Consider the following 22939-nt stretch of genomic DNA (forward strand, 5'->3'; position numbering starts at 1 on the left):
GCCCAACCCGGAAACGCTTTTACTGTGGCGGTATCGTGGCCGGAGGCGGTATCACCCTCCTCCAACTCACGCAATCGTGGTCTATATGGCCTCTTACATGCCCTGGTAATTGGGCCCGCCGCCGCCTTCCGGCGGAACCCAGGTGATATTGCCGTTCGGGTCCTTCACATCGCAGGTTTTGCAGTGGACGCAGTTCTGGGCGTTGATCTGGAAGCGCGGACCCGAGGCCTCCTCGACCCATTCATAGACGCCAGCCGGGCAATAGCGGTTCGACGGACCGGCATAGACATCGTACTCGGATGTCTTCTGCAGGTTCATGTCGGCGACCTTGAGATGAACCGGCTGGTCCTCCTCATGGTTGGTGTTGGAGAGGAACACCGAAGACGACTTGTCGAAGGTGAGCTTGCCATCCGGCTTGGGATAGGCGATCGGCGCATGCGCCTTGGCCGGATCCAGCGTCTTGCGGTCGGACTTGGCGTGCGACTGGGTTCCGAACAGCGAGAAGCCCAGCGTGTTGCACCACATGTCGAAGCCGCCGAGTGCCACGCCGATGATGGTGCCGAATTTCGACCATAGCGGCTTGACGTTGCGGACCAGGCGCAGGTCTCGGCCTACGGCGGAATCGCGCCAGGCGTTTTCATATTCCACCAATTCGTCATTGGCGCGGCCGGCGCCGAGCGCGGCAGCCACGTGTTCGGCGGCGAGCATGCCGCTCCCCATCGCGTTGTGCACGCCCTTGATGCGCGGCACGTTAACGAAGCCCGCCGCACAGCCGATCAGCGCGCCGCCCGGGAAACTTAAGCGCGGCACCGACTGATAGCCGCCCTCGGTGATGGCGCGCGAGCCGTAGGAGATACGCTTGCCGCCTTCGAACACGGTTCGAATGGAAGGATGCGTCTTGAAGCGCTGGAATTCGTCGAACGGCGAGAGATACGGATCGTCGTAATTGAGATGCACGACGAAACCGACCGCCACCTTGTTGTCGTCGTAATGGTAGAGGAACGAGCCGCCGCCGGTTTTATTGTTCAGCGGCCAGCCGAACGAATGCTGGATCAGGCCCTTCTGGTGCTTGGCGGGATCGATCTCCCAGACTTCCTTCAACCCGATGCCGAATTTCGGCGGCTCGCTTTTCGCGTCGAGCGAGTATTTCGCGATCAGTTCCTTGCTCAGGCTGCCGCGTGCACCTTCGGCAAACAGCGTGTATTTGCCCAGCAGCTCCATGCCGCGGGTGTAGGAATCCTTGTGGCTGCCGTCCCTGGCGATGCCCATGTCGCCAGTCGCAATGCCACGCACCGCGCCGTTATCGTCATACAGCACCTCGGCCGCGGCAAAGCCGGGATAGATTTCGACGCCGAGCGCCTCGGCCTTCGGCGCGAGCCAGCGGCAGACATTGCCGAGCGAGCCGATATAGCAGTGATGATTGTACATCAGCGGCGGCATTGCGAAGTTCGGCAGCCGGATCGCGCTGGTCGCGGTGGTCCAGTAGAAGCGGTCGTCCTTGACCTGCGTTTTGAGCGGGCAATCGGCGTCCTCACGCCAATCCGGAATCAGCTTGTCGAGCGACACCGGATCGATCACCGCGCCCGACAGGATGTGCGCGCCGACCTCGGAACCCTTCTCCACCACGACGATGCTGAGATCGGCATTGAGCTGCTTCAGCCGGATCGCCGCAGCGAGGCCAGACGGCCCGGCGCCGACGATCACGACGTCGAATTCCATGGATTCGCGGGGAGGAAGTTCTTCTGCACTCATGATCTGATCTCAGCCCAATTGAGAACGGCTCTAAAGGCTCGTTGTTTCCGATTTTTGCGGGGAGGACAACCATGGAAATGCAATGCGAGGCGTTTCACGCCGGCTCGATCCATATTAGATTGGCAGCATGGATTTGATCCCCGAACCCGCGCCTAATCTCAGGCAATTGCTGGCTTTTTATCTGGAGGCCGGGGTCGATTGCGCGTTGATGGAGGAACCAGTCGATCGGCTGACCGAGGCCGACACCCCTGCTGCCCCCATCGCTGTCCGCGAGACTGCGTCACTCCGCCCCGTCAGGGAAATGCCCGCCGCAATGCCGACAGTTCCGCGCAGCGAAATAGCGCCCGCGCCTGAAGCCGCCATCGCTCTCGCGCGCGAGGCGGCGCGAACGGCGCCGACGCTGGAAGCGCTGCGTGCGCTCCTGGAAACTTTCGAGGGCTGCGCGCTCCGAAACACCGCAACGCGGCTGGTGTTTGCCGACGGCAACCCGCAGGCGCGCGTCATGTTCGTCGGCGAAGCACCCGGACGCGACGAAGACATCGAGGGCCTGCCCTTCGTCGGACGTTCCGGCAAGTTGCTGGACCGGATGATCGCGGCGATCGGACTAGACCGCAGCAAGGCCTACATCGCCAACGTGATTCCCTGGCGGCCGCCCGGCAACCGAACGCCAACGCCGCAGGAGACGCAAATCTGCCTGCCGTTCATCCAGCGGCAGATCGAACTCGTGAACCCCGACATACTGGTGACGCTCGGCAACCCCTCGACGCAAACGCTGCTGTCGACCCGCGATGGCATCATGAAGACCCGCGGAAGATGGTTCGACTACGACACCGGCACCCGCACCATCCGCGCCATGGCGACGTTCCACCCGGCCTATTTGTTGCGCTCGCCGTCCTACAAGCGGATGTCCTGGCAGGACCTGCGCGCGATCGCGAAGGCGCTGGAGGCTTCGTAGGGTGGGCAAAGGCGCGAACGCGCCGTGCCCACCATCCTGTCCGTGCTCGTGATGGTGGGCACGCTTCGCTTTTGCCCACCCTACTGATCCGGCGCGGCGCCTCGGCGATGCACCGTAGAAACGTTACGGCGCCTTCGGCCGCACGATTGCCCAGCCGATCCGCAGCAATGGCTGGCGGCCGTTCACCATCCATTCGAAGGCGCGCGGCACTTCCGGCACCAGGCCGGGAAACCGTTGCGCGATGTCGGGAGGCGGCGCGCCCGAGGTGTCGGAGGCGCGCCAGACCACGACGCCGCCGGTCTCGTTGAATTTCGCGACCGACAGCCATGGGGTCCGCTCCGGCGTGGCATCGAGCAATAGGTGCGGGCGCCCGCTGCTCATGGCGATGAAGCCCGCCAGTTGCGGATCGCCGGCGACCGCGCGCAGGCGCTGGTTGGTCCGGCGCTCAAAGCTGTCGCCGAAGAAATGTGCGATCGCCTTTGCCGGCAGCGAAGTCGGCACTTCGTTCGCGGTCCATGGCAAAAACAGCGTGGCTGCAATCGTCACCAAGGCAGGCGCGACGACCGCCGCCGCCCATAGCGTCCGCAACAGGCGCTGGCGCCGCAGATGGATCAGATCGCCGCTCGCCACGATTACGGCGAGCCCCGACATCAGCAAGGCGACGCCCTCCCCGCCGACGACATGATCGAGGTTGAAGATGCCCGCGATCAGGCTTCCGAGCAGCGCCGGCGCAAGCGCAAAGAAATAGACGAAGTCGCGCGCCAGCGGATCGACCGGCGGCCGGTAGATGATCGGCGCCTCCCCGGCCTGGCGGGCGAACCGGCCGGAGTTGAGGATCGCCAGCAGCACGATGGCGGACATTGCGAGCACGAGGCCAACGAGCAGCCAGCCCCATTGGACGATGCGCCCGCCGAGATCGGAAATCGCCGGCCACGGCGGCATCGCGAGCGCATCGGCGCGGAGCAACCAGATCAGATAGGGCAAGACCAGGACGGCGATCACGAGCAGCGCATAGAGCGGATCGGGCGACATCAGCACGCGCCGCCCCCGCGCGGTGGCAACGGCAAATCCGGCGAGCAGCAGCAACAATCCGAGCGCGGCCGGCGTCGTCAGCAGTAAAAGCCCGGCCTCGATCGACCAGGCGAACCAGGCGTTGCGCCGGTTCTGACCGATCAATTGCCAGGAATGCAGCAAAAGCAGCGCCCATAGCGGGCGCGCCAGCACCAGCGGGCCGAACTCGACGCCGGGCGAAGAGAAGGCCACCACCGTCATCGACAGCAGCACTGCGAGCACCGCCTGCTGCCCGCCGACAATCGCGCGGCCCAGTTGATAGTAGATCCAGAAGGTGACGACGGCGCAGACCTGCGCCAGCAGATAGACGCCAAACATATGGTTGCCGGCGGCGCGAAACGCGATGTCGGCGAGCCAGAAAGCCAGCGGCGGACCGAGCCAGGTTCCGACCTGGTATTCCCGGCCGAAGGCCAGTGCGGTCGCAAGATCACCGGGCGGGCTGCGGTACAGCAGCATCGGCAGGATCAGCCAGATTGCGGCCTGGACCAACACCACGAGCCAGACCACCAGCCGCGGCCGGGCGCGGATCAGTTCGACAACGAGCGAGGTGAAGCGCATGAAACGTCCGAATGCCGGGCCGGGCAGCCCTGTCCCCTGACGTTTGATAGAGCGCAGGAGCCGTCGAGGCAACCGATCTCAGATCGTGGCCGAGACCTCGGAAGCAATCTCTTCGTCCACGCTGAAGAGGTCGGGTTCGATCGCCTCTTCGACCGTCTCGGGGAAATGTTTCAGCCGCGCGGCAATGACGGGTGCAAAAAACCGGCGGTGGTGGATGCTTGGACCGAGGCGGTCCAGCGCCTCGCGGTGTTCCGGCACCGCGTAGCCCTTGTGGGTTTCGAAGCCGTAACCTGGACAATCCAGCGCCAATGCGCTCATCAGGCGGTCGCGCGTCACCTTGGCGATGATCGAGGCGGCTGCGATCGACACGACAAGGCCGTCGCCGCCGATGACGGCGTCACAGTCGCAGGGCGCATCGATCTTGTCGCGGCCGTCGACGAACACATGCTTCGGCATTTCGGGCAGCGCGCGCACGGAACGCGCCAGCGCCCAGAGCGAAGCGCGCAAGATATTGTCGCGGTCGATCCGCGCGGGCGAGGCAAAGGCGACCGCAAACGACGAGGTTGCGCAGATCTCCTCGAACAGTTCCTCGCGGCGTTCGGGCGTCAGCCGCTTGGAATCGTCGATGCCTTTGGGGATTCGCTTGGGATCGAGGATGACCGCGGCCGCCACCACCGGACCCGCCAAGGGACCGCGCCCCGCCTCGTCGCAGCCGGCGACCGGCCAGACGCCGCGCTTGATCAGCGCCCGCTCGCGGCGAAAGCTCGGCGGCGCAAGCGTGATGACGCCCTTGGGCGGCTCGGCCTGCTCCTTGCCGGCCTTCTTGTCCGACTTCCCGTCAGTTTTCTTGGTGGAGTTGTCCCGAATCATGGCCGGGATTCGTGCGCCAGCGCGCGGCAGCGCGCAACCGGGAACCCGAGACAATTCCCACTATTCAGCCTATTCAGCGTGACCTCGTCGCCACTCCCCGGCCTCGATCACATAAACGCTCCGGCTGCCACGCTTGGGCGCCGCAATCGTCTGCCGGTAACGCATTCCGAGCTTCTCAAGGGCACGAATGGATGGCGCATTTCTCGGATCGACCAGTGCAAGTAATCTTTCGCATTTGAGGTGGTCAAACCCGAACGCGAGCTGCGCCTTTCCAATTTCGGTCGCGATCCCCCGACCCCATACCCGGCGCGCAAGCACAAACCCGATCTCAAAATCGTTAGTTCCCAACGCATCGCATGAGGACAAGCCGGCAAAGCCGATGATTTCACCCGCAGGCTTTTCGGTCAGAACCGCCATCCCCGTGGGGCTGCCACCGAAGGTGAAGAATCGCCGAATGAAGTCCTCGGCAGCGTCCCTTGCCATCGGTGCTCCGGCGAATGCCAAGCGCATTACATCGCTGTCGCCAAGAATGAGATCCTGCAGGACCGGTATGTCCGTTTCAACCGCAGCGCGCAGAATCAGGCGCGGCGTTGTCAGAATGACGAGCGGCTGCTCTTCCGACGCTGGCGCGGGCTGCTGGTTCATCAAACCGCAATACGGCAATTCACCGGCCGGGAGAAGTGGCGCTGCCGCAACGTCGCGCGATTAATCCGGCAGATGCACCCGCCGGTCGTCGCCGACCTCGATGCCGGGCGCCACCACGACTTCCCAAATGTGGTCGTCGGGATCGGCGAAATAGCCGGAATAGCCGCCGTATTCAGTCTTGTCCGCGGGCTTCAACAGCGACGCGCCGCAGGAGATGGCGAACTCGAGCGCAGCGTCCACCTCCTTGGTAGAGCTGCAATTCCAGGCGAGCGTCGTGCCGCGAAACGTCTTCGGCCGCGGCTGATCCGGCAGCTTGGCGTCGCCGGCGAGTTGATCCCACGGGTAGAGCGCAATCACCGTGCCGCCAGTGTCGAAGAAAGCGACGGCCTCACCGGTTGCGCGCATTTTTCTTGCAAAACCGAGCGCCTCATAAAAGGCGATGCTGGCGCGCATGTCGCTGACGCCGAGCGTGATGACCGTGAACCGGGGGATTGGCCTGTCAGTGCTCATGCAAATCTCCATCCGTCATTGCGAGAAGCGGAAGCGACGACGTGTCCGCCGTAGCTCGGAGAGCTAAGGCGGAAGCAATCCATTCTTCCTTGCTTGGGCGCGATGGATTGCGTCGCGGAGCCTGTCATCTGGCGCGTGTTCGCGCGACGGCTCGCAATGACGATCAGAACAAACTCAACTGCTGTCCGTTCCGCTTCGGCTTGACGAAATGATCGGTCGTCAGTTTCGAACGCCGCTTGTTGAGGCCGAGCTTCTCGCAGGCGATTTCGAACCGCCGCCCGATCATCCAGGCCATCGGGCCGGTGCCCTTCATCCGAGTACCCCATTGCGAGTCATAGTCGCGCCCGCCACGCATGTCGCGGATCAGGGTGAAGACGTGACGGTAACGGTCGGGATAATTCGCCATCAGCCATTCGCGAAAGAGGTCGCGCACCTCGAGCGGCAGCCGCAGCAGCACGTAGCTCGCTTCCTTGACGCCTGCGTGAGCCGCGGCATCGAGAATGCGTTCGATCTCGGAATCGTTCAGCGCGGGAATAATGGGTGCGACCATCACGGTGGCGGGGATGCCGGCCTGCGACAATTGCCGCAGCGCCTCCAGCCGCTTCGGCGGAGTCGAGGCGCGCGGCTCCATCGTGCGGGCGAGTTTGGGGTCGAGAGTGGTCACGGAAATCGCGACCTTTGCCAAATTACGCTTTGCCATTCGCTGCAGAATATCGATGTCGCGCGTCACCAGCGCCGATTTGGTGACGATGCCGACGGGATGACCGGCCCGATCGAGGACCTCGAGAATGCCGCGCATGATCTTGTGCTCGCGCTCGATCGGCTGATAGGGATCGGTATTGGTGCCGATCGCGATCATGCGCGGCTCGTAACCGGGCGCCGCCAATTCTTTCTCAAGCAATTCCGGCGCGTCAGGCTTGGCGAGCAATTTGGATTCGAAATCGAGTCCCGGCGACAGGCCGAGAAAGGCGTGGGTCGGCCGCGCGAAGCAGTAGACGCAGCCATGCTCGCAGCCGCGGTAGGGATTGATCGAGCGGTCGAAACCGATGTCGGGCGAGTCGTTGCGGGTGATGACCTTGCGCGAGGTATCCAGCGAGACCGTGGTCTTGAACGGCGGCAGGTCGTCCAGGCTCTGCCAGCCATCGTCGAAGGCGACTCGCGCCTCGGCTTCGAACCGGCCGCTGTCGTTGGACTGCGCGCCGCGGCCGCGCCGCCGCTGGCGTTCGATGGCGACCGCGAGCTCGGGAAAAGGTGTCGCACCCGCCGGATCGGAGGGCGCCGTGACCGGCGGGTGCTTGAGGGCATGAGAGGATGCTCGGCTCATGAAGCGAACATAGCACGCACGGAGAACAAATCAAGAACATCATCGACAACAATTCACCGGCAGCGCAGACAACGGAAACGGAGCCAGCGCCCGATGCCGCAAAAATCTGCACGCAAGCGGCTGTTTTGATTGTGACAAGATGATAACTGTGCAGCGTTTTTCACCGTTTGAGCCATCGAAAACCGCACTCATGTTGAGCGTGATCATTCCGACCGAAGGGGTAGAACAGCCCGCCGTCGCCACGCTGGCGGCACTCGTGCCGGGAGCCGCAGCCGGCGTCATCCGCGAAGTGCTGCTGGTCGACAGGGCCGGCAACGGCGTGATCGAACGGGTGGCCGATGTGGCCGGTTGCCGCTTTCTCAAGTTCGAGGGGACGCGCGCAGCGGCGCTGGCCGCCGGGGCGCGGGCGGCGCGCTCGCCATGGCTGATGTTCCTGCACGCCGGCGCGGTGCTCGACAGCGGCTGGATCGACGAGACCACGCAATTCATCCAGAACGTATCGCTCAGCGGCCGGCCGCGCGCCGGCGTATTTCGCTATGCCCGCTCGCCCTATGCCGAGACGCGGCTGCGCGACGGCTTCAAATTCGTCGCCCGCATGGTCGCCGGGCCATCGGCGGAACAGGGGCTCCTGATCGCCCGCGATCATTATGAGCGGCTTGGCGGCTACCGGCCGGATGCCCGCCGCTCCGAGACGCGGTTGCTGCGCCAGCTTGGTCGCTCGGCGCGCACCCAGTTGCGCAGCCGGATCATGGTCGTCGCCTAGGGCGGCCCAACACAAAATATCGAAAACAACCCCATGCAAAGTAGAACGGGCGCTGGCGCGCCTTTGCCGGATGCCGCGGCCGGAAATATACTTGCTAAAATCAAATATATCTTTGACAATAGCAAATATCGAGGTGCCCGATGTCTCAGATGAATTCCGAACAAGAAGTCGCGGCCGTTCGCGCCTTCAACCGCTTCTATACCCGCAAGCTCGGCATCATCGAGCCGAAGCTTCTGCACAGCCCGTTCACGCTGCAGGAAGCGCGCATCATGTACGAGATCAGGCATCGCCCGGCCTGCACTGCCACCGACCTCACCCGTGACCTCGGCCTCGATCCCGGCTTCCTGAGCCGGACCTTGCAGGGGCTACAGCGCCGCCAGATCGTGACGCGAAAGCCTTCAAAGGACGACGGTCGCGTCAACGAACTCTCGCTCACCGCGAAGGGGCGCTCCGCCCAGGCCGAGCTCGAGCGCCGCGCGCGCGAGGAAGTTGGAAGCCTGCTCGCTGTGCTGGACGACAATCAGCGCAACGCCGTCGTCCGCGCGATGACGACAATCGAACAGACGCTGGAGCGCCCGACGGCGAAGCCGGCCGCCTTTCTCTTGCGCAGCCATCGACCTGGCGACATCGGCTGGGTGATCTCGAGCCAGGCAAAGGCCTATGCCGAGGAGTATGGCTGGGACATCAGCTACGAGGCGCTGGTCGCCGAGATCTGCGCGCAGTTCATCAAAAACTATGATGCTTCGCGCGAGCATTGCTGGATCGCGGAAGCAGGCGGCGAGCCGGTCGGCTCGATCTTTCTGGTGAAGGGCGGCGATGACGTCGCAAAGCTGCGGCTGTTGCTGGTGGAGAGAAAGGCGCGCGGGCTCGGCGTCGGCCGAGCGCTCGTCGAGCAATGCGTCCGCGCGGCGCGCGAGAAAGGCTACAAGAAAATGACGCTGTGGACCCAAAGCATCCTAGTCGCCGCGCGCGGCATCTATCAGGCCGCGGGCTTCCGTCGCATCAAGGAAGAGCCGCACCATAGCTTTGGCGTCGATCTTGTCGGCGAAACCTGGGAGCTGGACCTGTGAAGCCCGCGCGTCGCGATCGTCCGCGACGCGTCACGCCCGAACTGATCGACTTCCATGTCAAGCGCGCACGTCAATTGCGCGTCGAGGCCTGGCACAACATGTGGCGTGCGCTATGGGCGTTGCTGGTCAGGCTGAAGCGCCTTGGGCTTTAGGCCGCCGCAGGTGCTCATCCAGCCGCGGCATGATCTCGACGAAATTGCACGGGCGCGTGCGGTAATCGAGCTGGGCGGCAAGAATGCCGTCCCATGCATCGCGGCAAGCGCCCGGCGATCCCGGCAGGCAGAAGATGAAGGTCGCCCCCGCCACGCCGGCGGTGGCGCGGCTCTGCACCGTCGACGCGCCGATCTTGGCATGGCTCAGCATGTGAAAGGCGATGGAAAAACCATCCATCCGCTTTTCGAACAGCGGCTCGACTGCCTCCGGCGTCACGTCACGGCCGGTGAAACCGGTGCCGCCTGTGGTGATGATCGCATCGACGCCAGGATCGGCGATCCAGCGCTTGACGACGACGCGGATCGCATCGATGTCGTCGACGCTGATCTCGCGCGCGGCAAGATGATGGCCGGCCGCCGTCAGCCGGTCGGCCAGCGTGGCGCCGGATTTGTCGTCCGCCAGCGAGCGGGTATCCGAGATCGTCAACACCGCGATGTTCAGCGGCACGAATTGTTTGGTTTCATCGATGGACATGACTGCTTTTTTCTCGTCATGCCTGGGCTTGTCCCGGGCATCGTTTCAATTCCTGGAAGTAAGACGTGCTTGGCCGGGCATAGGCGAGCGACAGCGACGCCGTCCTTCAGACGGCTATGCCCGGCCATGACGAATTACTTCTGCTCAAGCTACAACGCTCCCGCCGCAAACGTGTTGCAGGCCTGCACCGTGCCCTGCTGGTAGCCGGTCATGAACCACTGCTTGCGCTGCGCTGCCGAGCCGTGGGTGAAGCTGTCGGGCACCACCCTGCCCGTCGACTGCCGCTGCAGCGTGTCATCGCCGATCGCGGTTGCTGTCTTCAGTGCCGCATCGATATCGCCGGGCTCGATGAAGCCCGGACGCTTCTTCTCTTCGCGATTGACCCAGACGCCGGAAAGACAATCCGCCTGCAGTTCGACCTTGACCTGCAGCGCATTGGCTTCCGCCTTGCTGCCGGCCTGCTGCTGCAACCGCTGCACGCGCGGCAGGATGCCGAGCAGGTTCTGGATGTGATGTCCTGCTTCATGCGCGATGATGTAGGCGGCCGTGAACTTGCAGGCGCTGCCCGAACAGCCGCGGAAGCGCGTCTCGACTTCGCGGAAGAAACTGGTGTCGAGGAAGATCTGCTTGTCCGGCGGACAGTAGAACGGTCCCATCGCCGACTGCGCCATGCCGCAGCGGCCGCCATTGGTGGCGTTGCGAAACAGCACGATGCGGGGACCGGTGTAATTTTGGCCGCTGGACTGGAAGATCTCGCTCCAGCGGTCGTCGATCTCGCCGAGAATGCCGGCGATCATGCTGCCGACTTCATCCTTCGGCGCGCCGGTCTTGGCCGGTCCCGACCGGCGATCGGTTTGATACGTCGGCGCCTGACCGCCGCCGGTCAGGATTTCGGCGCCGCCGATCAGGATACGTGGATCGATGCCGAAGGCGTAGCCGACGAGGCCGAGCACGATGATGGTGCCGATGCCGAGCCCGCCGCCGCCCATCGGCAGGCCAAAGCCGCCACCGCCGCCCGTTCCGCCGCCGCCCTGGTCGCGACGGTCTTCGATGTCGTCGCTGCGACGGAAATCATCGTAACGCATGGCGCTATTTCCTCATCCCCGGCTGTCGGCCCGATCTTCAACGCGGCAATCACGTAAAATTTCCATTTCATTAATCAATAGCCCGCCCGGCAAAAATTGCCTAGTGCGCAAGCCGCCGCAATCTCTGCTGGTAATGTTGCCGATGATCTCTCTTCGCATTCTGCGTCGATAACTTTCTTGGTTAAGTCGATTTTTACTTTGCCCGGTCAATGTATCGCCAGTCGGTTGTTTAGTCCCGCGTCGCCGACAGCGTCGCCTGAGTCAGAGTAATTGAGTCATGGTTGTGTCGCGTCGCGGGGCGTCTGCAAGGGCGCCCCGCACTAAATTTGAGTCTGGCTCAAGCGTGCGTATCGTCGTCGGCGATTGCGTCGCCGAGATGTCGAAGCTTCCGGCCGGTTCGGTCGATCTGGTGTTCGCAGATCCGCCGTACAACCTGCAGCTCAAGGGCGATCTGAAGCGCCCCGATGAATCTCATGTCGATGCCGTAAACGACGACTGGGACAAGTTTTCATCCTTCGCCGCTTACGATGATTTCACCCGCGCCTGGCTGCTCGCCTGCCGCCGCGTCATGAAACCGTCGGCAACCCTGTGGGTGATCGGCTCCTACCACAACATTTTCCGCGTCGGCGCGATCATGCAGGACCTCGGCTTCTGGGTCCTCAACGACATCGTCTGGCGCAAGACCAACCCGATGCCGAATTTCCGCGGCCGCCGCTTCACCAATGCGCACGAGACCATGATCTGGGCGGCGCGCGACGAGAAGGCGAAGGGCTATACGTTCAATTATGAGGCCCTGAAGGCCGCCAATGAGGACGTGCAGGCGCGTTCCGACTGGCTGATCCCGCTTTGCACCGGCGAAGAGCGCCTTAAGGGCGCCGACGGCAAGAAGGTGCACCCGACCCAGAAGCCCGAAGGGTTGCTGGCGCGCGTGCTGCTGTCGTCGTCAAAACCCGGCGATCTCGTGATCGACCCCTTCAACGGCACCGGCACGACAGGCGCCGTGGCAAAGCGTCTCGGTCGCCGCTACATTGGCTTCGAGCGCGACAAGACCTATGCGAAGGCCGCCGAAGAACGCATCGCAGCGGTCGAACCGCTGCCCGAGGCGACGCTAGCGCCGTTCATGACCGCGCGCGACGCCCCGCGCGTGGCGTTCTCCGAACTGATCGAGCGCGGCATGATTCCGCCCGGCACCAAACTGGTCGATTCCAAGAAGCGCCACGGCGCGCTGGTTCGCGCCGACGGCGCCATCATGCTCGGCGACAAGGTCGGCTCGATCCACCGCATCGGCGCGGTCGCGCAGGGCTCCGGCGCCTGCAACGGCTGGACCTTCTGGCATGTCGAGACCAAGAACGGCCTCAAGCTGATCGACGAATTGCGCGCCGAAATCCGTTCCGGGATGGCGGCGGATTAAGGCCTGGTTCACCACATCGCGTCCGGGGGTGCGGTCCGATGGCAGGGCCGCGCCAAAGCACCGTAACATGCGTACGGTTTGCGGGCCGACATGGCTCAAAATGCGGCTTGCCCAGACCATGCGCAGCCAGCGTGATTGGCCGGCATGGCAGCCGTGCCACGCTTGCAGGTGGCGTTGTGCCTTTTCGCCCCTATTTGAAGATAAATAAGCTATATTCATTTTCCCATTGCGAGATTACTCCCATGCGCACACGAGGCTCCGAGTCCTTCATTGTGCTGCCGCTGCTGCCGATCTTCCTGATCGGCCTGTTTCCGATGCTGCTGTTGAGCTTGCTGGGTCCGGCTGGACTGATCATCCTCGGCATTCTGGTCGCCTGCGCAGGTCTAACCGACATTCTCGACGCCAGCGGCGCTTTCAGCGAGCAGATCATCGTCCACGGCTATGCGCGAGGATCGGAACGCGCAGGACAACGAACGGCACTGCGTTCGGAAGTGCGCTTCGCATCCGTTATGATCGCTGCCGGTGCGGGCCTGGCCGTCGCCGGCATAGGCGGTCTGGCGCTATTGTAAGGGTCCGGCCCCGGCCGGTCACAAACTCGTCGCTTGCGCATCCCGCAAAAATTTGAGCATGGACGTGGCGCCCGGCGGTAATGCGCCGCTCGCCGCCCAAGTTTTCCTTGCAAGAAGCAATGGAGGAGAATTCCAAATGCTCAAGTTCTATTTCAACGGCTCGCCCAACCCGACCAAGGTCGCGCTCTTTCTCGAGGAAGCCGGCATCGCGTATCAGCCGGTCGCCATCGACACCCGCAAGGGCGACCAGTTCAAGCCGGAATATCTCGCCATCAATCCGAACGCCAAGGTGCCCGCCATCGACGACGACGGCGTCACAGTGTTCGACAGCAACGCCATCCTGCTTTATCTGGCGGAAAAGACCGGCAAGTTTCTGCCCTCGAACACGCCAGCCAACCGCGGTGAACTGCTGTCATGGCTGATGTTCGTCGCCACCGGCGTCGGACCGTTCTCCGGCCAGGCCGTCCACTTCAAGCATTTTGCGCCCGAAAAGATCGACTACGCCCACAACCGCTACCAGTTCGAGGCGCAGCGACATTTCGGCATTCTCAACGACCATCTGGCCAAGCGTCGCTACATGGTCGGCGACACCTACACCATCGTAGACATGGACGTGTGGGGCTGGGCACGCATGATGCCCTTCGTTCTCGGCGAAGAAGCGGCCGCAAAATATCCCAACGTCAAACGGCTGGTCGACGAGATCTCGGCACGTCCGGCAGCGGCCAAGGCGATCGCGCTGAAGGATAATTTCAAGTTCAAGGCCGAGATGGACGACGAGGCCCGCAGCAACATGTTCAAGCATCTGTCGGTGAAGGCCGCTTGAGCAGGCTGGCACCGAAACCTGTAGGGTGGGCAAAGGCGCAATTGCGCCGTGCCCACCGTTCTTTTTGAAGCATGTCTTGAGAATGGTGGGCACGCTTCGCTCTGCCCACCCTACAAGCCGAGCTCCGCCGTACCTCCAAGCCTCAAACCGCAACAACAAGCTTCCGCTCTGCCGGGAACGGCCCGAGCACACGCTCGACCAGCGCGGAGTCGCAATATTCCTTGATCTCCTTGATCTTGCCGTCCTCGATGCGCCAGACCATGCAATATTGATTGTCGTAGCGGATGCCGTCCTTGGTGATGTTGTCGCCCCGCGCTTCGACGACAACGTAATCGCCTTCCGCGATGAAGTTGAAGGCCACCGTGCGCGGGCGTGCGGTAGCGAGGCGTGAGCGCAAATGACCCATCAGTCCGTTATTGATCGCATCGCGCCCCCTAAATTCGTGCGACCACGAATACTGACCGGTAACGATCCAGGTTGCGTCCTCGGCAAGGTTGTCGAGAAATGTCGTCCCGCTCCGGTTGGCGGAATCCGTGTAGACCTGCTGCACTAATTTCTTGTTCGCTGCTGCGCTCATGGCGGCTTCTCCTTTGATCCAGTATCGACATCATCGCGCGCCGCGCGGCATTCTTCCAATCAATAGAGAATATGATATATATTCACTCCATGAATTTGAATTCGCTTGACCTCAATCTGCTGGTGGCGCTTGACGCGCTCTTGAGGGAAACCAGCGTCAGCCGCGCGGCGATGCGGATCGGGCTGTCGCAGCCGGCGGCGAGCCACGCGCTGCAGCGGCTGCGCGACCTGATCGGCGATCCACTTCTGGTACGCAATGGCGCGCGCATGGAGCTGACGCCGCGCGCACAGGCGTTGCGCGCGCCGCTGGCGCAGGCGCTCGATCAGGTACGCTCGCTGTTCATCGCCGATGAATTCGACGCCGCACGAAGCGAGCGCCAGTTTCGTCTGATGATGCCGGATCTGGCGGTCGAGCTTCTGATGCCGCCGCTGATGGAGAAGATTACCAAGGCTGCGCCGAACGTCCGGATCGACGTGGTACCATGGCGCGGGCCGGCGATCTTCACCGCCGAATTCGCTCGCACCATCGATCTCGTGATCTCGATCGGCAACGCCTTCACCGGATTTCATCGGCAACGTCTCTACACCGACAGCGACGCGCTTGCAGTCCGGCGCGGTCATCCGGCCGGCGCGCGACTGAAGCGGATCGAAAGCTTTCTCCACGCGCGCCATGTCGCGGTCGTGATCCGCGGCCAGAGCGAGGACCTGATCGACATGTGGTTGCGCCCCAAAGGCATCGAGCGGCGGATCGCGCTGGTCGTGCCGGGCTATATCGAGGCGCTGCACGTCGCCGCGCGCACCGATCTCGTCGCCTTCGTGCCGCGCCGGCTGATCGGTGCGCTGTCGAAGCAACTGTCGCTTTCAGCCGTCGCGCCGCCGCTCGATCCCGGAATCGACGAGCAATTCATGTTCTATCCGACCCGCGCCCAGATGGACCCCGGCTCGATCTGGCTGCGCAACATCATGCTCGGCATCGGCCGCGAGATGGAGCGCGCGAAAAAGGCGGCGTAGGACGGGCAAAGGCGCGCTTGCGCCGTGCCCACCATCTATCCGCTCGCATGAATGGTGGGCACGCTTCGCTTTGCCCACCCTACGAAACCAAACCCTCATGGTGAGGAGACGCTTAGCGTCGTCTCGAACCATGCGGCTCCGCTGGCGCCATTCATCCTTCGAGACGCGCTTCGCGCTCCTCAGGATGAGGTCTGGCGTATGAGCTTACGCCTTCTCTTCCGCCATGACCTTCTGCACGGCCGGACGCTCCGACATCCGCTTGCGGTGAGCGATCACCTTGGGCAGCGTCGCAACATCGACACCGTCGCCTTCCAGCCAGAGCCCGATCGTATACAGATAGGGGTCGCAGATCGTGTACTGCTCGCCCATCACCCACGGCCCCTTCAGCATGTCGCGCTCGATCAGCGCAAAGCACGCTGTCATCGTCTCCGGTACCTTGCGCTTCATGTCGGCGAACGAAGTCTCCTCGGTCGCCCAGCGGGCGCCGCGCATCTTGTGCGCGTGCGCGACATGCACCGTGGAACAGAGATAGCTGCTGATCGACTGCACTTGCGCGAATGCAAAGGGGTCCTGCGGCACGAGCTTCGCGTCTGGAAAGCTGTGCGCAATGAACGCAAGGATCGCCGGCGTCTCGGTCAGCACCCCATTGTCCGTCACCAGCGTGGGCACCCGACCCTTGGGGTTGATCTTGAGATAGTCCGGACTGTTCTGCTGGTTCTCTTTGAAGTTCAGCCGTTCGGCGCTGTAGGGCGCGCCAACCTCTTCCAGCGTGATATGCGAAGCGAGCGCGCAGGTGCCAGGGGCGTAGTAGAGCTTGAACATGGCGGTCCTCATGAGGAAAGCCGGACGTTAACGGCATGCCCCCGCGCCGTCCATCCCCGGTGGGTGGAGTACCCGCTCGCGGTTCAACTCGGTCGCGGCTGAAGCGTTCCCTCAATATAGACGCTGACGATGGTATCGTCGGCGGGATAATGCTCGGGCGCCACCGCCGTGAGCTGGGCCTGGATGCATTTCCACGCGCCGTTCTCGAACAGATAGGTGTCGGTGTACGTGGTCATGCCCGTCACTTCATTGCCATCGCGGCGGCGGGTGTGCTTGCTGGTGGAACGCACAAGCGCCACGTCTCCGACCACGGTGATGAGTTCATCCCGGACGTCCCAATAGACGATCACCTTTGGGTCAAAGGCCGTCGCCCAATATTTGAGATAAGTCGCGCGATCCCATCGCTGGCCTGTCGGCCAGATGTTGATGAAACGCGGGTGAAGAATGGCGTCGTGCGAAGCCACGTCGCAGGTGACGAAATTATGGATGAAGCGGGCGTTCAGCGCGCGCAGTTCGTCCATCGTCGCGGCCGATTGATGATCACGCAGGGCATGTTGCATCTCGATCTCCCGGAGTTTGAAGGGCCATCTGGCGCGCCTTCTCGGCGGTCGCATTATCAGCCGGGAAGAAGCATTCGATCTTGATCTGCTGCAGCGCCGCGTCCATCGGCATTGCCAGCGTCGTGAAGGTGGAAAAGAAGGCCAAGCGATATTCGCCCTTGGCGAGCTGCATCGTCATGACCGGTGATGCCGCCTGCGGATGACGCGGCAGCCGCCATTCGGCCGACAGGCCGGGATAGGCCATGATTTCATCAAGCAGTTGCGCCGCGGCCCGGCTGCCTTGCGCGACGTCGCGATGCAGAATCTGGATCAACTGCCGCGCGAACTCGTCCCAGTTCACCATGAACTGCCGCAGGCCCTTTGGATGAAAAACAACATGCATGGCATTGTCCGCAAGACCGTTTTCCAACTCGTATGAATCGCGAAACACCCTGAGCAGGCGCGCCGAAGCCTGATTGCGGATGCGAACGTCCCAGTGCCCGTCGATTACGATCGCCGGATACGGCTCCTGTTGCCGGAGAATGAAATCCAGCGCCTGCCGCACCGGCTGCAGATTTTCGGCCGCCAGCCCCTTGTTGCCATAGGGCGGCACGAAACCCGCGGCGACATGCAGGGCATTGCGCTCCTCCAGCGGCAGGTCGAGTGCGCTGCCGAGTAGCTGCACCATCTCGCGGCTCGGCTGCGACCGGCCGGTCTCCAGAAAGCATAGATGCCGGGCCGACACGTTTGCGTCCGCCGCCAGTTCGATCTGGGTCAGCCGGCGAACGCTGCGCCAGTGCTTCAGCAGGCGGCTGAAATGTCCAGCCGGGATTTCGTGCGAGTTCGTGTCTGAAACACCCATGCCAACAATCTAGAGCATCGCATCAGGACGGCAATTACCTCTGATGTAAGTGACGAGCTCCGCAATTCCTTGCAAAGTGAACCCCATGGGGAGAGAAGTTGAAGGACAGCATTGATGGACAAAAGCGCAATCGCGAAAACCCTGACGCAATATATGGCGGCATGGAACGAGCCGGACGATGCGGCCAGACGCGCCCTGCTCGCGCAATGCTGGAGCGACAGCGGCGTCTATCTCGATCCGAACGTCTCGCTGGCCGGACGCGACGCGTTGGCGGAGAAGATCGGCGAGGTGCTGGCCAGCCGGCCTGGCGCGCGGCTGGAGTTCATGAGCGGTATCGATATCCATCACAACGTGGTTCGCTTTCTTTGGCGGCTGGTGCGCGCGGACGGAACCTACGGCGATATTTCAATCGACTTCGGCGAAATTGGCCCCGATGGCCGGCTGGTCAAGATCGTCGGGTTCTTCGGGCCGGCCCCTCCTCTGCCATAAACCTCAGGGGCTGCGAGGGACATCCGACGGGCCTTCGCAGTTGCCCCCTGCCGCCCCTCATGCCATGACGCCCGGAAAGCAACAGGGGCGTACCATGACTGTTCTCATCGCGGGCGGCGGTATCGGCGGCCTGACGCTGGCGCTCAGCCTGCATCAGATCGGCGTATCAGCCAAAATTTTCGAGAGCGTGCCCGAACTGCGGCCGCTCGGTGTCGGCGTCAACGTGCTGCCGCATGCGGTGCGCGAGCTGATCGAGCTCGGCCTACATGATGCGCTTGACGCGGCCGCCGTCCGCACCAAGGAGCTTGCGTATTTTTCCAAGCACGGCAAGCCGATCTGGAGCGAGCCGCGCGGCATCGAGGCCGGTTACAAATGGCCGCAATTCTCGATCCATCGCGGCACGCTGCAGCAGATTTTACTCGATGCTGCCATCGAACGGTTGGGAAGAGAGAACATCCTGACCAGCCATCACCTCTCCGGCTGGTCTGAGACGGAGAATGGCGTCCGCGCCGAATTCATCGACAAGGCGACCGGCAAATCGAAAGGCGCTCACGATGGCGCGCTGCTGGTCGCGGCCGACGGCATCCATTCGGCGGTTCGGGAGAAGCTCTATCCCAACGAAGGCCCGCCGATCTGGAATGGACGCATCCTGTGGCGCGGCATCACCGACAGCGACGCCTTCCTGTCCGGCCGCACCATGATCATGGCCGGCCACGAGATCCTGAAATTCGTCTGCTATCCGATTTCGAAGCAGGCCGACGGCGCCGGCAAGTTCCGGATCAATTGGGTGGCCGAGCGGCACATGCCGCCGACCTACCAGTGGCGGCGCGAGGACTACAACCGCACCGCAAAACTCGAAGAGTTTCTGCCCTGGTTCAAGGACTGGAAGTTCGACTGGCTCGACGTGCCCGGCCTGATCGAACACTGCCCGCACGCCTACGAATATCCGCTGGTCGATCGCGATCCGATCCCGCAATGGACATTCGGCCGCGTCACGCTGATGGGCGATGCCGCGCATCCGATGTACCCGATCGGCTCCAACGGTGCGTCGCAGGCAATTCTGGACGCGCGCGTCATCGCCCGCGAGATCCTCGCGAAAGGCGCGACCAGCGCCGCGTTATCAGCGTATGAAGCCGAGCGCCGCCCCGCCACGACCGACCTCGTGACGCTCAACCGCCGCAACGGCCCCGAGCAGGTGATGCAGATGGTCGAGGAACGCGCGCCTGATGGCTTTGGTGTCGTCACCGACGTGCTGTCGCAGCAAGAGCTGGAGGACATCGCCGCCAATTACAAGCGCGTTGCCGGCTTCCAGGTCGAGGGCCTCAACGCTAAGCCGCCGATTGTTCAGATCATGCGGGAAGCGCCGCGGGCTGCGATCTAGCCGAGGCAATCGCCTTCGCCGTCTCGACCAGCCGCGCGCTGGTCGAGGCGGTCGCCAGCAGCGTGCCATCCTCGGCCATCAGCCGTCCCTCGACAAAAGCGACGGTCTTGCCGAGCTGGGTGACTTTCGCCTCGCCCGTGATCGGCCCTGGCCTCGCCGGCGCCAGAAAATTCACCGTCATGGTGATGGTTGCGGTGTAGAGCCTGCCTTCGGTCATGGCGAACACCGCAGGCCCCATGGTGTCGTCGAGCATCGCCGAGAGAATGCCGCCCTGCACGAAGCCCGCCGGGTTACAGAAATCCCGCTTGCCGTCGAAGCCGATGCGGATCCAGCCGTCCTTCGGCCGCGCGTCCAGCAGGCGCCAACCGAGCAGTCTGGAGGATGGCGGCGCGGTGAGATTATCGAGAGCGGTCGCGATCATGGGAACCTCCGTGAGGCTCCTTCCTAACGTGGCCCTGCTGCCAGCATGGTGTCAGCAGCGAGCAGCCTCCATCTTCAAATGTCCAGCCCGTGGGCAATCGCCTTGCGCATCACATTGGGCAACGCCTCGTCGGCAAGCGTTGCAATCGGCACCCACCGCATGCCCGCAGGTGGGCGCGTGCGCGCGGCGACATCGGCGGTGTAGATCACGAGTTCGAGCGGAAAATGCGTGAATACGTGAGTGACGACGCCCGCCCGGCGGTGCCAACGCGTCACGCCGTTGACCTCAGGCGCCTGCTTCAGCGCCATCTTGTCGTCCTGTCCGGCCAGCCAATCTGAGCCCGGCACTTCGGTCATGCCGCCGAGCAGGCCCTTTTCCGCCCGGGTGCGAACGAGGAGTTCATCGCCGCGGGTGACGATGAAGGCGGCCCCGCGGCGCAGCGTTCCCGCTTTCTTCGGCGCCTTGCGCGGAAAGGTCTCCTGATCGCCGCGCAGGCAAGCGGCGCAATCATCATTCAGCGGGCACAGCGCACAAGCGGGCTTCTTTGGCGTGCAGATCGAGGAGCCCAGATCCATCAGCGCTTGCGCGCTGTCGCCCGCACGGGATTCTCCCAATAGTGTCGATGCCAATTCCTGGATGCGTGGCTTCGCCTGCGGCAATGGCTCCTCGACCGCGTAAAGCCGCGACACCACGCGCTCGATATTGCCGTCGACCGGCATGGTTCGGGCATCGAACGCGATCGCTGCGATCGCCTTTGCCGTGTAAGGCCCGATCCCGGGCAACTGGCGCAGGCCTTCCTCGGTATCGGGAAATATCCCGCCATGGTCGCGCAGCACGGCGACCGCACAGGCATGCAGATTGCGTGCGCGCGAATAGTAGCCGAGCCCGGCCCACATCCGCAGCACGTCATCCAGCGAGGCGCGACCGAGCGCGGCGACATCGGGCCAGCGCGCCAGAAACTTCTCGAAATACGGCCCGACCGTTTTGACGCCGGTCTGCTGCAGCATGATTTCCGACAGCCAGACCCGATACGGATCGGCCCGCTCGCCCGCTGCCGCCCGCCACGGCAAGCGACGGCGATGACGGTCGTACCAGTCGAGCAGCAGCGCGGGGCGGGAGGCGCTTCCGGCAGGTACTGCCTGTCGCTTGATTTTTGCGGCCGCGGAAGACGTCATCCACCTACTTTAGTGCCGGAACGCAAAGCTCTCCACGTCATGCGCGGGCTTGTCCCGGGCATCCACGTCTTTCTTGCGTTGATCCGATACGTGGACGGCCGGGTCAAGCCCGGCCATGACGAGGTTGCACTGGCGATTTCTACCGCAATTGGCGCCGTGTTATAGAGCCCCATGTCCAAACCCGGCCCGATCTCGGCGAAACCGCTTTCCGTCCTGCTCAGCGACGTCTTTTCCGACGCCTATGCCAAGCAGGGATTTGCCGCACGCGAACTGGTGACGCGCTGGGCTGAAATCGCCGGCTCCGAGATCGCCGCCCATTCCGAGCCGCTCAAGATGCAATGGCCGCGGCCGGTGGAGGGGCAGCCGCAGGAACCGGCAACCCTGGTGCTGCGGGTGGAGGGTCCGATGGCGCTGGAGATCCAGCATTCGTCCGACGTGATCCTGCAACGGGTCAACCGCTTTTTCGGCTGGAGCGCGGTCGGCCGGCTGGCGCTGCGGCAGGCTCCGCTGTCGCGCCGAAATCGCCCCGCGCCGCGCCGCGCGCCCGACCCGAAATCGGTCGCGAAGGTGGCCGAAACCCTGTCCGCCGTGGAGGATGAGGAACTGCGCGCAGCGCTGGCCCGGCTTGGCGCCTCGATCAAGCGAAATTGAGCCCGCAGCACGGCGCGACCGCCATTGCCACAACTGGCGTTTCAAGCTAGCGAAGGCTTCTTTTTCGCAGTTCTTTCGGGCGTGAACGCGCCATTCGGGAGCAGACTTTGATGATCAGGCGCCGCGCCTTCACCACCGCTCTCTCGCTGACCGGGCTTGGCCTGCTCGCCGGCTTCTCGCCGCTGCGCCTGATCACCGATGCGATGGCGCAGAGTCCCGCTGACGTCGCCAAGCCGCAGTCGCTGCCCGACATGGCGCTCGGGCCCGCCAACGCGACCGTGACCATCACCGAATACGCCTCGATGACATGCCCGCATTGCGCCGCGTTCGGCGAAAAAGTATTCCCGAAGATCAAGTCGGAATTCATCGACAGCGGCAAGATACGCTACGTGTTCCGTGAATTTCCGCTCGACATCAAGGCCGCCGCCGGATCGATGCTGGCCCGTTGCATCGCCAAGGACGACGCCCCGAAATATTTCGCCGTCATCGATCTCCTGTTCAAGCAGCAGAACGACTGGGTGGTGAAGAATACCACGGAGACGCTGATCCGGATCGGCAAGCAGGCCGGGCTCACGCAAACGCAGGTCGAGGATTGCCTGAAGGATCAGGCGCTGCTCGACAAGATCGCCGCCGACCAGAAATATGCCGCCGAGGTGCTGAAGGTGCAGTCGACGCCGACCTTCTTCATCAACGGCGAGATGATCAAGGGCGAGCAGAGCTTCGAGGAGTTCGCAAAGCGCATCAATGCGATGCTGAAGAGCTGATTCGCGCGAACCGGATTCATTCGCGCTCATAAGTCCAGCAAAAGGCGCCACACAAGCGCCTCAAATCCCTTGGGAAAAGCCCCGCGGGGGCGTTGCTCTCCGGCCTCGGCCTCGCCATTGTCGCGGCTCATAAGCGCCGCAACGGGCGGCTCATC

At 63.3% G+C, this 22939-nt stretch carries 26 protein-coding genes; 12 read left to right on the top strand and 14 right to left on the bottom strand.

From position 1 onward, the window contains the following. Positions 1–93: 93 nt before the first annotated feature. A complete protein-coding gene (locus YUO_RS0108995) occupies positions 94–1752 on the bottom strand; it encodes an electron transfer flavoprotein-ubiquinone oxidoreductase (RefSeq protein WP_028346940.1) in 1659 nt (552 codons plus the stop codon). 133 nt (positions 1753–1885) lie between these two features. Between YUO_RS0108995 and YUO_RS0109000 the strand changes: the two genes are divergently transcribed. Beyond that, a complete protein-coding gene (locus tag YUO_RS0109000) occupies positions 1886–2707 on the top strand; it encodes a uracil-DNA glycosylase (protein ID WP_028346941.1) in 822 nt (273 codons plus the stop codon). Positions 2708–2830: 123 nt separating this feature from the next. Here YUO_RS0109000 and YUO_RS0109005 read toward each other — a convergent pair whose 3' ends face one another. The 5 genes from YUO_RS0109005 to YUO_RS0109025 all read right to left on the bottom strand — a co-directional run bounded on the left by YUO_RS0109005 (position 2831) and on the right by YUO_RS0109025 (position 7685). After that, positions 2831–4336 (bottom strand): glycosyltransferase family 39 protein, encoded by a 1506-nt coding sequence (locus YUO_RS0109005; RefSeq protein ID WP_028346942.1) that lies wholly within the window; start codon positions 4334–4336, stop codon positions 2831–2833. Between the two features lie 78 nt (positions 4337–4414). After that, complete coding sequence (rnhB, locus tag YUO_RS0109010; protein ID WP_035726326.1) at positions 4415–5206, bottom strand: ribonuclease HII; 792 nt, start codon at positions 5204–5206, stop codon at positions 4415–4417. 69 nt (positions 5207–5275) lie between these two features. Next, positions 5276–5851, bottom strand: a complete 576-nt coding sequence (locus YUO_RS0109015) for a GNAT family N-acetyltransferase (protein ID WP_051379338.1) — start codon at positions 5849–5851, stop codon at positions 5276–5278. Positions 5852–5911: 60 nt separating this feature from the next. Then, positions 5912–6361 carry a VOC family protein gene (locus YUO_RS0109020; protein ID WP_028346945.1) on the bottom strand — a complete coding sequence of 150 codons (450 nt, stop codon included), beginning with the start codon at positions 6359–6361 and terminating at the stop codon, positions 5912–5914. A 163-nt stretch (positions 6362–6524) separates the two neighbouring features. Then, a complete protein-coding gene (locus YUO_RS0109025; protein ID WP_028346946.1) occupies positions 6525–7685 on the bottom strand; it encodes a PA0069 family radical SAM protein in 1161 nt (386 codons plus the stop codon). Between the two features lie 190 nt (positions 7686–7875). Here YUO_RS0109025 and YUO_RS0109030 point away from each other — a divergent pair, with 190 nt between their 5' ends. From YUO_RS0109030 to YUO_RS46115, 3 genes are all read left to right on the top strand, one after another. Further along, on the top strand, positions 7876–8448 hold the full coding sequence (locus YUO_RS0109030; RefSeq protein ID WP_028346947.1) for a glycosyltransferase family protein: 573 nt from the start codon (positions 7876–7878) through the stop codon (positions 8446–8448). 140 nt (positions 8449–8588) lie between these two features. Continuing rightward, positions 8589–9518: a bifunctional helix-turn-helix transcriptional regulator/GNAT family N-acetyltransferase gene (locus YUO_RS0109035; RefSeq protein ID WP_028346948.1), complete on the top strand. Its 930-nt coding sequence runs from the start codon at positions 8589–8591 to the stop codon at positions 9516–9518. Continuing rightward, positions 9515–9670 carry a hypothetical protein gene (locus YUO_RS46115; RefSeq protein ID WP_156908558.1) on the top strand — a complete coding sequence of 52 codons (156 nt, stop codon included), beginning with the start codon at positions 9515–9517 and terminating at the stop codon, positions 9668–9670. The genes YUO_RS0109035 and YUO_RS46115 overlap by 4 nt, the downstream gene beginning before the upstream one ends. Here YUO_RS46115 and moaB read toward each other — a convergent pair. Both moaB and ypfJ read right to left on the bottom strand, forming a co-directional pair. Next, positions 9645–10205: a molybdenum cofactor biosynthesis protein B gene (gene moaB, locus YUO_RS0109045; RefSeq protein ID WP_028346949.1), complete on the bottom strand. Its 561-nt coding sequence runs from the start codon at positions 10203–10205 to the stop codon at positions 9645–9647. The genes YUO_RS46115 and moaB overlap by 26 nt on opposite strands. Before the next feature lie 149 nt (positions 10206–10354). Beyond that, on the bottom strand, positions 10355–11290 hold the full coding sequence (gene ypfJ, locus YUO_RS0109050; RefSeq protein WP_028346950.1) for a KPN_02809 family neutral zinc metallopeptidase: 936 nt from the start codon (positions 11288–11290) through the stop codon (positions 10355–10357). A gap of 277 nt (positions 11291–11567) precedes the next feature. Between ypfJ and YUO_RS0109055 the strand changes: the two genes are divergently transcribed. The 3 genes from YUO_RS0109055 to YUO_RS0109065 all read left to right on the top strand — a co-directional run bounded on the left by YUO_RS0109055 (position 11568) and on the right by YUO_RS0109065 (position 14093). Further along, positions 11568–12701: a site-specific DNA-methyltransferase gene (locus YUO_RS0109055; RefSeq protein WP_028346951.1), complete on the top strand. Its 1134-nt coding sequence runs from the start codon at positions 11568–11570 to the stop codon at positions 12699–12701. A 242-nt stretch (positions 12702–12943) separates the two neighbouring features. Beyond that, a complete protein-coding gene (locus YUO_RS0109060; RefSeq protein WP_028346952.1) occupies positions 12944–13270 on the top strand; it encodes a hypothetical protein in 327 nt (108 codons plus the stop codon). A 136-nt stretch (positions 13271–13406) separates the two neighbouring features. Then, positions 13407–14093 (top strand): glutathione S-transferase family protein, encoded by a 687-nt coding sequence (locus YUO_RS0109065; RefSeq protein WP_028346953.1) that lies wholly within the window; start codon positions 13407–13409, stop codon positions 14091–14093. Positions 14094–14235: 142 nt separating this feature from the next. Here the strand turns inward: YUO_RS0109065 and YUO_RS0109070 are convergent, their stop codons facing one another. Continuing rightward, positions 14236–14670: a nuclear transport factor 2 family protein gene (locus YUO_RS0109070; protein WP_028346954.1), complete on the bottom strand. Its 435-nt coding sequence runs from the start codon at positions 14668–14670 to the stop codon at positions 14236–14238. Positions 14671–14759: 89 nt separating this feature from the next. Between YUO_RS0109070 and YUO_RS0109075 the strand changes: the two genes are divergently transcribed. Further along, on the top strand, positions 14760–15680 hold the full coding sequence (locus YUO_RS0109075; RefSeq protein WP_028346955.1) for a LysR family transcriptional regulator: 921 nt from the start codon (positions 14760–14762) through the stop codon (positions 15678–15680). Between the two features lie 204 nt (positions 15681–15884). Here YUO_RS0109075 and YUO_RS0109080 read toward each other — a convergent pair whose 3' ends face one another. From YUO_RS0109080 to YUO_RS0109090, 3 genes are all read right to left on the bottom strand, one after another. Next, positions 15885–16502, bottom strand: a complete 618-nt coding sequence (locus tag YUO_RS0109080) for a glutathione S-transferase family protein (RefSeq protein WP_028346956.1) — start codon at positions 16500–16502, stop codon at positions 15885–15887. Between the two features lie 83 nt (positions 16503–16585). Then, complete coding sequence (locus tag YUO_RS0109085; RefSeq protein WP_028346957.1) at positions 16586–17062, bottom strand: nuclear transport factor 2 family protein; 477 nt, start codon at positions 17060–17062, stop codon at positions 16586–16588. Continuing rightward, positions 17043–17903 (bottom strand): helix-turn-helix domain-containing protein, encoded by an 861-nt coding sequence (locus YUO_RS0109090; RefSeq protein WP_051379339.1) that lies wholly within the window; start codon positions 17901–17903, stop codon positions 17043–17045. Before YUO_RS0109090 ends, YUO_RS0109085 begins: the two co-directional genes overlap by 20 nt. 114 nt (positions 17904–18017) lie before the next feature. Between YUO_RS0109090 and YUO_RS0109095 the strand changes: the two genes are divergently transcribed. Together YUO_RS0109095 and YUO_RS0109100 are read left to right on the top strand one after the other, a co-directional pair. Then, the gene (locus YUO_RS0109095) at positions 18018–18392 is read left to right on the top strand and encodes a nuclear transport factor 2 family protein (protein WP_051379340.1); all 375 of its coding nucleotides are present in this window, start codon (positions 18018–18020) and stop codon (positions 18390–18392) included. A 94-nt stretch (positions 18393–18486) separates the two neighbouring features. Continuing rightward, positions 18487–19773 (top strand): flavin-dependent oxidoreductase, encoded by a 1287-nt coding sequence (locus YUO_RS0109100; protein WP_028346960.1) that lies wholly within the window; start codon positions 18487–18489, stop codon positions 19771–19773. Here YUO_RS0109100 and YUO_RS40315 read toward each other — a convergent pair. Both YUO_RS40315 and mutY read right to left on the bottom strand, forming a co-directional pair. Continuing rightward, positions 19742–20194, bottom strand: a complete 453-nt coding sequence (locus YUO_RS40315) for a PaaI family thioesterase (RefSeq protein ID WP_051379341.1) — start codon at positions 20192–20194, stop codon at positions 19742–19744. The two genes, YUO_RS0109100 and YUO_RS40315, sit on opposite strands and share 32 nt — an antisense overlap. A 74-nt stretch (positions 20195–20268) precedes the next feature. Continuing rightward, positions 20269–21369 (bottom strand): A/G-specific adenine glycosylase, encoded by a 1101-nt coding sequence (mutY, locus tag YUO_RS0109110; RefSeq protein WP_028346961.1) that lies wholly within the window; start codon positions 21367–21369, stop codon positions 20269–20271. A 171-nt stretch (positions 21370–21540) separates the two neighbouring features. Here mutY and YUO_RS0109120 point away from each other — a divergent pair, with 171 nt between their 5' ends. Beyond that, positions 21541–22020 (top strand): DUF721 domain-containing protein, encoded by a 480-nt coding sequence (locus YUO_RS0109120; RefSeq protein WP_028346962.1) that lies wholly within the window; start codon positions 21541–21543, stop codon positions 22018–22020. A 107-nt stretch (positions 22021–22127) separates the two neighbouring features. Then, the gene (locus YUO_RS0109125) at positions 22128–22784 is read left to right on the top strand and encodes a DsbA family protein (protein WP_028346963.1); all 657 of its coding nucleotides are present in this window, start codon (positions 22128–22130) and stop codon (positions 22782–22784) included. Positions 22785–22939: the final 155 nt, after the last annotated feature.

This window comes from Bradyrhizobium murdochi, from assembly GCF_000472965.1.
In the GTDB taxonomy this organism is placed as follows: domain Bacteria; phylum Pseudomonadota; class Alphaproteobacteria; order Rhizobiales; family Xanthobacteraceae; genus Bradyrhizobium; species Bradyrhizobium murdochi.